This is a genomic window from Corynebacterium sp. HMSC30G07 (assembly GCF_001806945.1).
In the GTDB taxonomy this organism is placed as follows: domain Bacteria; phylum Actinomycetota; class Actinomycetes; order Mycobacteriales; family Mycobacteriaceae; genus Corynebacterium; species Corynebacterium riegelii.
Genome location: NZ_KV786454.1, coordinates 99,977 through 112,950, shown reverse-complemented (window position 1 = coordinate 112,950; position 12,974 = coordinate 99,977). Strand labels below are relative to the sequence as shown.

Genomic DNA, 12,974 nt, shown 5'->3' with positions numbered 1-12,974 from the left:
AAAGAAGTAAGGCGTGACTGAATCCGTACCTAATACCCCCTTAAGGCGCCCTCAGCAGCACCAGGAGATTGCCGGTTACCTCCGCGACGAGATTTTCGCGGGCCGCATTCCGGTTGGTGAGTCGCTGCCGTCGGAGGCTGAGCTGTGCGCGCAGTTTGCTACGTCGCGTGGGCCTGTGCGTCAGGCGGTGGCCACATTGCGTAGTGAGGGTTTGATTTCCTCGGGCCGCGGACGCCGTTCAATTGTCTTATCTAACACGCGCACGGAATCCTTTGAGGAAGTGCTGTGTACCGCCAGCCGGGTGGCGCAGATGGGCAAGATCCCGGGCCAGATTCTGCAGGAGTTTGGCCTGCACCAGGCAAATGACCATATTGCAGAAGCGCTGTGGCTCAATGACACGAAGACGGTGGTAACGCTGCGTCGCGTACGCACCGCGAATGATGCACCGGTTGTGGTGGAGGAGATCTACTTCTCGCCGTCTATTTCCTCGACGGTGTTAGGCGTGGATCCGAATGCAGAGTCCTTCCACCGTGAGTTGATGCGCAATGGCGTGAACTACAACAACATTTCGCGCACGGCTCGTGTTGTTCTTGCCACCAAGGAGCAGGCTGAGGCACTGCAGCTGCCGGTCGGCGCGCCGTTGCTTGAGATTGAGTTGCGTGCGTTTACGCACACGGGTGCCCCAGTGGAGTACTCGGTGCAGCGCTACAGCACGGAGCAGTTGACCTTCGGGTTGAACATCGTGCGCGGTCATTCCTCGCCGTTGTGGATTGAGTTAGAGCCAGAGCAGATCGGCTAATGAGGCGCGCGCGGATTGCCGGCGCGTTGGCTGCGGTTGGGGTGTTGCTTGCTGGGTGTGGGGCTTCCACGCAGGTAAGCAACATGTTGACTGTGGCGGCTTCCGCCCCGCCGGCAAGTTTGGATTTCACTACCGTTGGCGGTGCTGCGGCTCCGCAGGCGTTGGTTGGCAATGTGTATGAAACGCTCGTGCGTATCGACGCTACGGGTACCCCCCAACCGAACCTAGCCACCTCCTGGGACGTGAGTGATGACGGCACGGTGTACACGTTCCATTTGAAAGAGGGCGTGACTTTTTCGGACGGTTCACCGTTTACGGCGCATGATGCGGTGTTTTCCATCAACTATGTGAAAAACGAGTGGACCAACGGACTGAAAGCCCAGATGGATCCCGTTGCCGAGGCGCTTGCTCTTGATAGCGCCACGTTGCAAGTCACCCTCTCCTCCCCCAGCGAACGCTGGCTGTGGTCCATGGCCACGCTGACTGGCGCGATGATGTGTGAGGCCTCGATCCCTCGCCTGGCCACCGATCCGTTGGGCACGGGCCCGTACACGGTGGCGCGCTTTGATGAGGGCACGGCGATTACGTTCAAGGCGCGTGATGAAGGGCGCAACGACGCGCAGATCCGCTACTTCGCGGACGCGGCGAGCGCCGTCAACGCGCTGCGCGCCGGTGATGTGGACGTGGTGTGGGCGATGCAGGCGCCGCAGCTTCTAGATGCGCTGCCGGATGAGATCGGCGTACAGGTAGGCACCACCAACGGTGAAGTGTTGCTGAGCATGAACAACAACGCTGCACCCTTTGATGACCCGGATGTGCGCCGCGCCGTGGCCTATGCCATTGACCGCGATGCGCTCAACCAGGTGGTGTACAACGGCATGGCCACCGACACGGGCGGCGCGCCGGTCCCGCCGACGGACCCGTGGTTTAGCAGCCACAACTACTACCCCTTCGACCCGGACCGCGCCCGCGAGTTGTTGGCTGGCCGCACACCGGAGATCACGATCACGGTGCCCTCGCTGCCCTATGCGCAGACAGCGGCGGAGCTGATTTTCTCGCAGCTGCGTGACGTCGGCTTTACCGTCCACCTTGAAACCGTCGAGTTCCCGGCGGTGTGGTTGACCAAGGTGTTGAAGGGGGCGGACTATCAGGCGTCTATTATCGCGCACGTTGAGCCGCGCGACATTCCCAACCTGTTTGGCAACCCGGACTACTACCTGGGCTACGACAACGCGCGCGTCCGCGAGCTCATCACCGCGGGTGATGTGGAAAGCATGCGCCTGGCCGTGGACCAGATCATGGACGACGCAGGAGCCCTGACCCTGGTCAACGCCCCCAACATTGTGCTCACCCGCCCCGGCATTAGCGGGGTGGATCCGAACGTGGTGACAGATTCCCTGCCCCTGGCAAACATCGAGGTAGCGGATTGAAAGACGGATTGAGAAACGGTTTTACACGAGGTTTTACACAAGGCATTGTCCGCTTCGCCGCACTGATGGTTGCGGCAAGCGTGATTATTTTCGTGCTGCTGCGTGCGGTGCCGGGCGACCCGGCGCGCATCGCGCTTGGCGTGACCGCCACCGAAGAAGCGGTCAAAGAGCTAGCCGCACGCCTAGGCACAGACCGCCCGCTGATTATCCAGTACTTCGACTGGGTCAAAAACATGCTCACCGGCAACTTCGGCATCTCCATGTCTTCAGGCCGCGAGATCACCGACACCATCTGGGAGCGCGCCGGGGTATCCCTGACGCTGACCATTCTTGCCATGCTGCTGGCGCTCATCACCGCCATACCGCTGGGTATCCACCTGGCGCGCAAACCAAACGCGGTGCTCTCTGGGCTGACGCAGGTGGGCATTGCGGTGCCCTCGTTCCTCGTGGGCATCCTGGCGGTCAGTGCGTTCTCCGTGCGTTTAGGCTGGCTGCCTGCCGGCGGCTGGGGCACGCCTGCGCATACCGTGCTTCCGGTGTTTTCGCTGGCCCTGGTCCAATCGGCGATTCTGACCCGCTACGTGCGCGCCGCCGTGGTTGAAGAGATGGGCAAGGATTATGTGCGTACGGGCAGGAGCCAGGGGGCGTCGATAAGCGAAGTGCTCTACCGCTCCGTGCTGCGCAACGCCGCACTGCCCGTGCTCACCGTGACGGGCCTGCAGCTATCCACCATGATCGTTGGCGCCGTGGTGGTGGAGCGTGTCTTTGCCGTGCCGGGTCTGGGCTCGCTGCTGTTGGATTCCGTGGGCAACCGCGACCTGACTACCGTGCAGACCGTGATGATGCTGCTGGTGGCGTTCACGCTGGTGGTCAACCTGATTGTTGACTTGCTGTATGCCGCCATTGACCCAAGGAGCCGTCGATGAAACGCACCGTAGGGTTTGTCATTGTCGGCCTGATGATCGTGCTCGGACTGTTGTCCTTGGTGTGGACGCCGTACGACCCGCTGCAGGCCAACCCGTCGGTACGCCTGCAAGGCTCGACCTTGCAGCACCTGATGGGCACCGACGAGCTAGGCCGCGACGTGCTATCCCGCGTGATGAGCGGGGCGCGCCTGACCATGGCCGTCGTGCTGGGCGCGGTGAGTATCTCCGCGCTCGTGGGCATCCCGCTGGGCATCTGGGCGGGCATACGTAGGCGCGCCGGGCGCGTGGTCATGGGCGCAAGCGATCTGCTGCTCGCCTTCCCCGCGCTGCTTCTGGCGATTGTGTTTACCGCCGTGTTCGGCGCGTCGATCTGGATTGTGGTGCTGGCCATCGGCATCGCGGGGATCCCTGGCTTTGTGCGCGTGGCGCGTGTGGGCACGCTGCAGGTGCTCAGCCAGGACTACATCCTGGCCGCCCGCATGGCGCGCGTGCCTGGGCCAGTGATTGCGTGGCGGCACGTTGTGCCAAACATCGCCCACCTGGTGATTACCCAGGCGACGGTGGCTGCGGCCCTTGCCATCCTGGCAGAGGCCGGCTTGTCCTTCCTGGGCCTGGGTGCACCTGCCCCGTACGCCTCGTGGGGTCGGATGCTGCAGGCCTCGCAGCCGTACCTTGCTACCGCGTGGCATTTGGCACTGTGGCCAGGGCTTGCGATTGTGCTGACGGTGTTGGCATTGAATGTGATTGGGGGTTCGCGTGATCGTCGTTAAGGATCTGCGCATTGCAGGCATCCTGCATGGAATTTCGTTTGAGCTGGCGCGCGGCGAGCGCCTCGGCATCATCGGGGAATCCGGCTCCGGTAAGTCACTGACTGCACTGGCCATCATGGGGCTTGTTGATCTGCCGGTTGAAGGCTCCATCACTATCGACGCCACGCAGATGGTGGGTACCCCCGACCGCGTGCGCCGGCGCGTTCGCGGTGCGACGGTGGGCATGGTCTTCCAGGAGCCGATGACCGCACTTGACCCGCTGACCAAAGTGGGCAAACTGGTGCCGCGCGAGCTGCTGGTGGACGTTGGCGTGGACCGCCCCGAGGCCTACCCGCACCAACTGTCCGGCGGGCAGCGCCAACGCGTGCTGATTGCGCTGGCGCTGAAGCAGAACCCGGACTTTTTGATTTGCGACGAGCCCACCACCGCCCTCGACGCCACCACCCAAGCCCAAATCCTGGACCTGATCGACCGGCTAGTACGCGAGCGCGACATGGGCCTGATCTTCATCTCCCACGACTTGGCGGTGGTGCGCCGGATGACCACGCGCCAGCTGGTGTTTCGTGGCGGCGAGATCGTCGCGGGTGACTCTGAGTATGCGCAGGCGCTGGCGGCTGCGGCGAAACCCGGCGCGCCCGCCTCACCCACTGTGCTGGGTGAGCCGGTGGTAAAGCTGCGTGACGTATCGCTGCGCCGCGGCAAGACGCAGGCGCTCGACGGGGTGACGCTGACGGTTCACAACGGCGAACGCCTTGGCATCGTCGGCGGCTCCGGCTCCGGCAAAACCACGCTGATCCACACGATTGCGGGGCTGTTGAAGCCCGATTCGGGGACCGTGACCACCAGCGGGCGGATGCAGATGGTGTTCCAGGACCCGTACGCCTCGCTGGATCCGCGCATGAAGGTGCGCGATTCCATCCGCGAGGCCGGCGTGGACCACGCGCGCGCCGAGGAGGTACTGGGCGCCGTTGACCTGGCCGGCACCGGCGATCGCCTGCCGCGCGAGTTCTCCGGCGGTCAGCGCCAGCGCATCTCCATTGCGCGAGCCGCCGCCCCGCACCCCGACGTGTTGCTTGCCGATGAGCCGGTTTCCGCGCTGGATGTGTCGCTGCGTGCGCAGGTGCTTTCGCTCATTAGCGACACCGTGAACACCAACACCCTCATTTTCATCACCCACGACCTTGCCGTGGTGCGTGAAATCTGCCCACGGCTTGCTGTGATGCAGGCGGGCAGGATTGTGGAGCACGGTAATACCGAGGAGATCTGGGCGAACCCGCAACACGAATACACGCGTGAGCTGATCCGTTCCGTTATCTCCGGGTAAAACGCGGGCAATCACGCGTATTCTCGGTGGCTATGAACCACCCGCAGATCACCGTTGTTGGCTCTATTAACGCGGACTTGACGGTTAACGTCGCGCGTCACCCGAACCCGGGCGAAACCTTGCTCGGCTCAGGCGGTGGTGTGACCGCCGGCGGCAAGGGCGCGAACCAGGCTGTGGCGGCGGCGCGCCTCGGTGCACGCGTGGCGCTCGTCGGCGCGGTTGGCGCGGACGCGAACGCCCATCCTGCGACCGCGCTGCTTCGCGAGGCCAACGTGGACCTCACCCACGTCGAAACCATCAGCACCGAGGTCACCGGCCTAGCCGTGATCACGGTGTCGGAAGACGGGGAGAACACGATCATCGTGGTGCCGGGGGCGAATGTGGGGGTGGATGCGCGGGGCGTCGAGAAGCATAAGGCCCCCGTGGAAGCTGCTGAGCTGGTGCTTCTGCAAGGCGAGATCCCTGCGGACGGGTTTGCGCGTGCCGTGGAGCTGGCGCGCGGGCGTGTGGCGGTGAACCTGGCGCCGGTGGTGGACGTGCCGCGCGAAGCCCTGCTTAAGGCGGACCCGCTGATGGCCAACGAACACGAAGCCGGTCTGATCCTGGAGCAACTGGGCTTGCGTGGTGAGGGCGAGCCTAAGGAGCTTGCGAAACGCCTGGTGGAGGCCGGTTTTGCCTCCGTAGTGCTGACGTTGGGTGCGCAAGGCGCGCTGGTTGCCGACGCCCAGGGCGTGCGCCCCGTACCCACCCCAACCGTCACAGCGGTAGACACCGTCGGCGCAGGTGACGCCTTCGCAGGCGCGCTGTGCTACCGGCTTGTCCAGGGCGACACGTTGGACGAGGCTGCCGCATTCGCCGCACGCGTCGGCGCCTTCGCTGTGACCAAACCCGGCGCGCAACCGTCCTACCCGACGCAGGCGGACGAGTTGCCTACCTGTTGACGTAGAGCATCAGCGACGCATCCAGCACGTGCTCTTCCACCCGCTCAAACTGGGCAGCAAGGGCGTCGAATTCCTGGCGCTCAATGGCGCTTAACCGCACTTGCTCGCGGGGAACCGGTGTCTGCATGCGCTCATTGTATCGCGATACCATTGCCGCATGGTTTTAGTGCGACACCTCCCCCACCCGACCGGTGACCTGCTGTTTTCCTCCCGCGTTGGTGCGGAGCACGGCGGGATGCCTGTGGTTGCGCCGTGGTTTGCCACCACGCTGGGCGAGCAGATGCATGGTTGGGCGGAATCGTTGCCGTGGGATGACGGGGTGTTGGTCCACGACGGGCTGCGGCTTGAGTTTTTTGCCTCGGTCTTGTCCTTCCGCCTGAGCTGCCGCAACGAGTCTGACACTGTGCGACGCGTGCAGCTTGCCTTGCACCCGTACTGGGCGGTGGACACGACAAGTGCCACGGTGCGCGGGGTGGACGGCGCGCAGTATTTCGACAAAACCGACGGCCAGCTGAAGCGTTTCTGCGGCGAGGTGCGTTTTGGCCAGGAAGTCGACTACGTTTTTGCCACCACCTCGGAGCTTTTGCTTATCGACGCCCACCGCACCCTCACCCTCACCCCCACCGGCACCGACCACGCCGTGGTGTGGAACCCCGGCCCGGTGGAATGCGCGCAAGCGCCAGGGCTTGGCGATGAGGAGTGGCGCGAGTTCGTCTGCGTCGAGCCCGCCTTGCTGGGGCCTGAGCGTGACGGCGTTGACCTGCAGCCTGGCCAGGAAGTGGAGATCGGCCTTAGGGTGCAGGTATGAGTTTTCACCTAATCGCCCGGCCGCGAAACGGTTGGCTGGCGCTGGCGGAGCTGGCGCTTTTAATCGCGTTGTTTGTGGGCGTGCAGTTTCTCATCGTGATCGCTGCGGGGCTGATCAACCCCGAGCTATTTATCGAGTTTGCTGATGCGGACGCCGCCGGGCCGAACGACGTATTTATCATCGCGCTTTCCATCATCGCGCCGTTCGTGGCGGCATGGATTGCGCAAAGAAACCCGGCCGGGCTGGTGTCGGTGGCCAACCGGGTGCGCTGGCGCTACGTGGGCGTTGCCGCGGCAGTAGCAGTGCCGGTATATGGGGTGCTGTTGGTGGTCGATGGCATAAGCGGCGGGTGGACCGTAACCACCTCCACGCTCGCGCTGGTTGTTGCGATGGTGCTGGTCGTGCCCGTCCAAGCGGCCACTGAGGAGTTTGTGTTTCGCGCCGCCATCCCCCAGATTGTGGGCAACTGGCTGCGCCCAGCGTGGGTTGCCTACGGCGCGGGCGTGCTGCCCTTTGTGTTTCTGCACCTCTACAACGTGATCGGACTTGTAGACATCTTCATTTTCGCGCTTTGCGCGGCGTACCTGACGTGGCGATCCAACGGCATCGAGCAAGCCGTGGTGCTGCACGCCGCGAGCAACACGTTCGTGTTCATCACCCAGGCGCTTCGCCCCGACCTTGTGGTGACCACCGATATCTCCTGGGGCGAGACCGCACTCAGCGCCGGGTTGACGGTGGGCGTTACCGCTGGCATCGCGTGGCTCACCCGCGCGAAGCTGCCCGGACCAAGCGAAAGCGCTACCCCGGCACCAGCGCTAGTCCAGCATGGTGAATAGGCCCTTGGCTACGTCGGCGCCGTGGGCCCAGATGCCGTCGTGAAGCCAGTCGTCATGAATCCACAGCTTCAGGTTGCCCACCTTCTCGGCTGATTTGATGGACAGCTCAAACGGCAAATACACGTCCTGGGGGTACAAGATCGCAGCCACCGGCACCGTGTTGTTTGCAACGTCCACGGACTGCGCGGCCAGGTCATCCATGCGGTGTACCTCATCCACAGCCTGGTAGAACGGGCGTAGCGCCGGGTCCTCCTTGAAGTGCGTGGTGAAGAACTGGTTGCCCAGAAACGTCAGGTCCGCAAACTCTTCGCGGTAGATGCGCTCACCAGACCAGTTGATCGCATGCCCCGGGCGCGCCATCACGCTTTCATGGATCACGGCCCACAGCGGCATCGTCTCCAGTGAGATGATGCTGCCAAGCTGCGCCAGGAAATCCCCACGCAGCCGCATCTGCCCCTTATAGCTGGTAAACGGGGACTCAAACAGGTTGGCAAGGGCGGCGAAATCACCTTCCTCACCAATCAGCACACCCGAGGTGCGCATGCGTATCGACGACAAGCGCTCCCCCGTCGGCATGAACTCCTCATGCGTGTCCACGTGCTTAGCTACTTCTTCGACGCGTTGCTGCATCCACGGCACAGCGTCGAAAAGCTTGAGCTGGCGCTCCCGCAACATCCGGAACTCCGCCCGGTGGAACGCGTCCACATCCATCTCCGGCTCCGGCACACAGCCTGCCAAATGGGCGCGACGCACCCCGTGCGGGTAGTACGCCAAATAGGCGCCCGCGCACGCCGCGCCGAAGGAATTGCCCAGCACATCCCACTGCTCAATACCAAGGTGGATGCGAAGCGCCTCCGCATCCGCCGCGACATCCGGCGGGCGAAGATGCGACAAGAAGTGCGCATTGATGCGCTCTGGCGTGGTTTTGTCGACTTTGGTGGATAGGCCGGTGCCGCGTTCGTCGATAAGCAAAATGCGATACCGCTTCAACGCCTCCGGGATCCAGCCCATCACCGTGCGCGGGCCGGGCTTGCCGGGGCCGCCTTGGAAGTAGATCAAGTACGGCAGCGACGCGTCCGTGAACAACTCACGCGCAAACACCGTGATCACGCCTGCGGCAGGGTTCGCACGGTCAATGGGGACGGTGATGGTGTGCTCACGCTGCTGTACGCCAGGAAAATAAACAGTTGAGCTCAAAGGTATCCTCCCAGGTATGCAACTGCACTCGTCGAACGGCATCGGGCACGACTTCTACGTGCCGGAAGACTTTAAGGCCCCGATCCTACCCGAGTGGCGCCTGGCGTTTTTCAGCATCATCATGCCCATCCCGCGCGCCGCCGGGCTGGCGAAATATGGCGAGCCGTTTGACTTCGCCACCGCCGAAGGCTGGCGCTACGGCCGTGACAAAGGCGTGCGCACCGTGGAGAACCCGCAGTGGGACCCGGCGCTGGGGGTGTTTCGCAAACCTGAGCCCCGCTACGGCTACTACGGCGACCCCATCATTGAAGGCGGACGTCCCTTCTACAACGACGCGCGCACGCGTTTTGTGGACCCGATGGACAAGGCCACCGGTGCGGCGTCGGTGGATGTGGACGTAGAGCTTGCGTCCAACTGGAGCCACTCAGAACGCAAGGAAGTGATGTGGCACGAAGACGCGATAAAACTCGCCGAACAGCGCGCCGAGCAGCGCATCACGCCTGAGAAGGTGCGCGAGGTGACGATTACTGATGCCGGGTGGGACCCCGCGATCAGCGCCCACCATTTCGTGTTTGAGCCGGTGCGCAACGAAACGTTCTATGAGCTGGTTAATTACGACGAGCAGCGGCCCTGGGAAGACCAAATCCGCGGCGAGCGAAACAGCCACGGCACCGCCACGCTGCGGCTGCTGTCCGCAGAGGTCATGCAGTTCCATGACCTGAACCTGACTGACGTTGCGCCTGATGAGCCGCAGCCAGCACACGTGGTCAGTGACTTTCTGATCCTGAACGTGGCCGCGGAGAACATCTCGAATGCAACGCTTGGGTTTTTATCGGCCACGCTGCACACCCCGCGCAACTCCTCGCAGTTCTACGAGCACGATGATTTCTACGAGGAAAGCCCGCCGCAGCTCTACGCGCTGACCAAGTTCACCAACCTGGCGGTGGCGCGTATTGATAAGGCGCTGGGCCGGGACCGTTCCATGCGCATCGGTTCTGACGGCAGCCTGGTGCCTACCACCGCCCCGCTGGGCTTGCGGGAGGAGACATTTACGCTGCCGGCGCCCCAACGCGTAGCGTTTGCCATCCCGAACCCGGCGCGCCCCAACTCGGTGAACAAGACACTGGGCGAAGGCAACAACGGCTCGGTCCCCGACGACATCGAAGCGCCCCTTGTGCTTCGCGACGACACCGAAAGCACCTGGGCCTGGCACGAACAATGGGCCTGGCAGATCCTCACCGGTGCGGACTCCTACCCCGAGTCCGTGCCCGCCCAAACGCCTGCTGCGTTACGACGCTTCCTGGCAGCCAAACTCTCCTCCTGGACCGTGTTCACCTCCGACAACGGGGTAGGCATGGTGCGCACCAAATCCGCCAGCCGCGAGGGAATGCGCTACTGGTCCATGGCGGGGTCACGCTTTGTGGATCTGGTGATGCTGCAGATGCGCGCCCAGGCGGGTGAGGCGCACCTGCGCAAGTCCTTGAAGGTTGTCGGCGAGAAGAGCGCAGCGAAAAGCGGCACCGCGGAAAAAGACATGCACCACCGCGAGCTGCGCGCGGACCTTGAGCGCCTGGAGAAGCTGCAGCTAGATCACATTGAGATCCGCGACAAGCTGTGGTTCCGCTCCGTACCTGGGCGCGACATTGACACCCGCGTGCTCAAAGGCCTGCAGGAGGCCACCAACTTTGACCAGCTGCGTGATGATTTTGACTCCAAGGTCAAGTCACGCCAAAACGTCATCCGCACCCAGTTCGAGCAGCTCTCGGGTGCGATTGCAGACGAAGAATCCAAGCGCGCCGAAGCCATGAACCTGGTGCTTGGCTTTGTCGCCGCGGCCATTGGTGCGCCGGACTGGGCGGACGCCGCCGGCTGGACTGGGCCGTGGGGCAACCTGGGCATGGCGGCGATCATCTTCGTGTTGATGTTCGCCGTGGTGTGGGTGGTGCAGCGCCTGTTCGCGTGGAAACGCGGCGGCAGCGCGCGGTAGGCGCAGGCGGCGCGCACTAGGCGCCCCGCCGGGGAGTAGGTGAGGCCTACTCCTCGTCCGTGGACAGCGCTGCCACGAATGCTTCCTGCGGCACGGTCACAGACCCGATGGACTTCATGCGCTTCTTACCGGCCTTCTGCTTCTCCAGCAGCTTGCGCTTACGGGAGATGTCGCCGCCGTAGCACTTCGACAGCACGTCTTTACGCAGGGCGCGGATGTTTTCACGCGCGATGATCTTGGAGCCAATCGCGGCCTGTACCGGTACCTCGAACTGCTGGCGTGGGATGAGCTCTTTGAGCTTCTTGGTCATCTTGTTGCCGTACCACTGGGCGGAGTCCTTGTGCACGATCGCGCTGAACGCGTCCACCGGCTCGCCCTGCAGCAGGATGTCCACCTTCACCAGGTCGCCGAGCTGCTCGCCGGCTTCCTCATAGTTCAGGGAGGCATACCCCTTGGTGCGGGACTTCAGCATGTCGAAGAAGTCAAAGATGATCTCACCCAGCGGCATGATGTAGCGCAGCTCCACGCGGTCCTCGGAGAGGTATTCCATGTTCTTCATCTGGCCGCGCTTGGACTGGCACAGTTCCATCGTGGTGCCCACAAATTCCTGGGGCACGATGATGGTCATGTTCACGATCGGCTCGTAGACCTCGTCGATCTTGCCGCCGGGCCAGTCGGAGGGGTTGTGCACGATTTGCTCAGTGCCGTCCTCACGGATCACGCGATACGTTACGGACGGTGCTGTGGAGATCAGGTCCAGGTCGAACTCGCGCTCCAGGCGGTCGCGGGTGATCTCCATGTGGAGCAGGCCCAAAAAGCCGCAGCGAAAACCAAAGCCGAGGGCGACGGAGGTTTCGGGTTCCCAGGTCAGCGAGGCGTCGTTAAGCTGGAGCTTCTCAAGGCTCTCGCGCAATGCCGGGAAGTCCTCCTGGCTAACCGGGAACAGGCCCGAGTAGACCATCGGCATGACTTCCTCGAAACCTTCGAGGGGCTTTTCGGCGCCTTTCGACGCCCAGGTGACCGTGTCACCCACACGCGTCTCACGCACATCCTTCACACCGGTGATGAGGTAGCCCACCTCGCCAGGGCCGAGACCCTTGGTTTTCTTCATGGTGGGCGAAACCACGCCGATCTCCAGAATTTCCAGCTTGGTGCCGGTGTTCATCATCTGCACCTGCTGGTTGGGCAGCAGTTTGCCGTCCATCATGCGCACGTAGGTGACTACGCCGCGGTAGGTGTCATAAACCGAGTCGAAGATCAGGGCGCGCGCCGGGGCGTCTGCACCAAGTTCTTCGCCGTCCTCGCCGCGTGAAGACGGCGGCGGGATCAACTCCACCACCTTATCCAGAAGCTCCGGCACGCCTTCGCCGGTCTTGCCGGAAACGCGCAGCACCTCTTCGGTTTCGCAGCCGATGATGTTGGCGATCTCAAGCGCGTACTTCTCCGGGTCCGCCGCCGGCAGGTCGATCTTGTTGAGCACCGGGATGATCTCAAGATCATTGTCCATAGCCATGTACAGGTTGGCTAGGGTTTGGGCTTCGATGCCTTGGGCTGCGTCCACAAGCAAGATAGCCCCCTCGCACGCATCGAGCGAGCGCGAAACCTCATAGGAGAAGTCCACGTGACCAGGGGTGTCAATCATCTGCAGCACGAACTCTTCACCATCGGCGGTGGTCCAAGGCAGACGGACGTTCTGCGCTTTGATGGTGATGCCGCGCTCACGCTCAATGTCCATGTTGTCCAGGTACTGGTCACGCATCTCGCGCGCATCCACCACGTTGGACAGTTGCAAAATGCGGTCCGCCAGCGTGGATTTACCGTGGTCAATGTGAGCAATGATGCAGAAGTTGCGGATTTTCGACGGGTCCGTAAACGTCTCTTCCGCATAATTCTTCTTCAAGGCAGCCATAACCCCAGGATTCTACCGGTGCACACGCAAATGAGAAACACCGGCAA

General features: G+C 63.0%; 12 protein-coding genes. 9 read left to right on the top strand and 3 right to left on the bottom strand.

Translation table 11 applies throughout. The features are described 5' to 3' along the window. Positions 1 to 13 precede the first annotated feature (13 nt). The 6 genes from HMPREF3104_RS03760 to HMPREF3104_RS03735 all read left to right on the top strand — a co-directional run bounded on the left by HMPREF3104_RS03760 (position 14) and on the right by HMPREF3104_RS03735 (position 6,190). Positions 14 to 799, top strand: a complete 786-nt coding sequence (locus HMPREF3104_RS03760; protein WP_070494403.1) for a GntR family transcriptional regulator — start codon at positions 14 to 16, stop codon at positions 797 to 799. Further along, entirely contained in the window at positions 799 to 2,229 is a 1,431-nt protein-coding gene (locus HMPREF3104_RS03755) for an ABC transporter substrate-binding protein (RefSeq protein WP_070494401.1), read from the top strand. The genes HMPREF3104_RS03760 and HMPREF3104_RS03755 overlap by 1 nt, the downstream gene beginning before the upstream one ends. Before the next feature lie 65 nt (positions 2,230 to 2,294). Then, positions 2,295 to 3,155 (top strand): ABC transporter permease, encoded by an 861-nt coding sequence (locus tag HMPREF3104_RS03750; protein ID WP_070494399.1) that lies wholly within the window; start codon positions 2,295 to 2,297, stop codon positions 3,153 to 3,155. Next, positions 3,152 to 3,925, top strand: a complete 774-nt coding sequence (locus HMPREF3104_RS03745; protein WP_070494397.1) for an ABC transporter permease — start codon at positions 3,152 to 3,154, stop codon at positions 3,923 to 3,925. The genes HMPREF3104_RS03750 and HMPREF3104_RS03745 overlap by 4 nt, the downstream gene beginning before the upstream one ends. Further along, entirely contained in the window at positions 3,912 to 5,249 is a 1,338-nt protein-coding gene (locus HMPREF3104_RS03740) for an ATP-binding cassette domain-containing protein (protein ID WP_070494395.1), read from the top strand. The genes HMPREF3104_RS03745 and HMPREF3104_RS03740 overlap by 14 nt, the downstream gene beginning before the upstream one ends. 32 nt (positions 5,250 to 5,281) lie before the next feature. Further along, entirely contained in the window at positions 5,282 to 6,190 is a 909-nt protein-coding gene (locus HMPREF3104_RS03735) for a ribokinase (protein WP_070494392.1), read from the top strand. Here HMPREF3104_RS03735 and HMPREF3104_RS12430 read toward each other — a convergent pair. After that, positions 6,180 to 6,317, bottom strand: coding sequence for a hypothetical protein (locus tag HMPREF3104_RS12430; RefSeq protein WP_168156353.1), 138 nt, complete (start codon positions 6,315 to 6,317; stop codon positions 6,180 to 6,182). The two genes, HMPREF3104_RS03735 and HMPREF3104_RS12430, sit on opposite strands and share 11 nt — an antisense overlap. Before the next feature lie 30 nt (positions 6,318 to 6,347). Between HMPREF3104_RS12430 and HMPREF3104_RS03730 the strand changes: the two genes are divergently transcribed. Then, positions 6,348 to 6,998, top strand: coding sequence for an aldose epimerase family protein (locus HMPREF3104_RS03730; RefSeq protein ID WP_070494390.1), 651 nt, complete (start codon positions 6,348 to 6,350; stop codon positions 6,996 to 6,998). Further along, positions 6,995 to 7,834, top strand: coding sequence for a CPBP family intramembrane glutamic endopeptidase (locus HMPREF3104_RS03725; protein WP_070494389.1), 840 nt, complete (start codon positions 6,995 to 6,997; stop codon positions 7,832 to 7,834). Before HMPREF3104_RS03730 ends, HMPREF3104_RS03725 begins: the two co-directional genes overlap by 4 nt. Here the strand turns inward: HMPREF3104_RS03725 and HMPREF3104_RS03720 are convergent. Next, the gene (locus tag HMPREF3104_RS03720; RefSeq protein WP_070494386.1) at positions 7,814 to 9,031 is read right to left on the bottom strand and encodes an alpha/beta fold hydrolase; all 1,218 of its coding nucleotides are present in this window, start codon (positions 9,029 to 9,031) and stop codon (positions 7,814 to 7,816) included. The two genes, HMPREF3104_RS03725 and HMPREF3104_RS03720, sit on opposite strands and share 21 nt — an antisense overlap. Before the next feature lie 16 nt (positions 9,032 to 9,047). Between HMPREF3104_RS03720 and HMPREF3104_RS03715 the strand changes: the two genes are divergently transcribed. Further along, positions 9,048 to 11,018: a hypothetical protein gene (locus HMPREF3104_RS03715; protein WP_070494384.1), complete on the top strand. Its 1,971-nt coding sequence runs from the start codon at positions 9,048 to 9,050 to the stop codon at positions 11,016 to 11,018. A gap of 46 nt (positions 11,019 to 11,064) precedes the next feature. On the opposite strand, the gene lepA is transcribed toward HMPREF3104_RS03715, so the two are convergent. Beyond that, positions 11,065 to 12,927, bottom strand: coding sequence for a translation elongation factor 4 (gene lepA, locus HMPREF3104_RS03710; protein WP_052203325.1), 1,863 nt, complete (start codon positions 12,925 to 12,927; stop codon positions 11,065 to 11,067). Positions 12,928 to 12,974 lie beyond the last annotated feature (47 nt).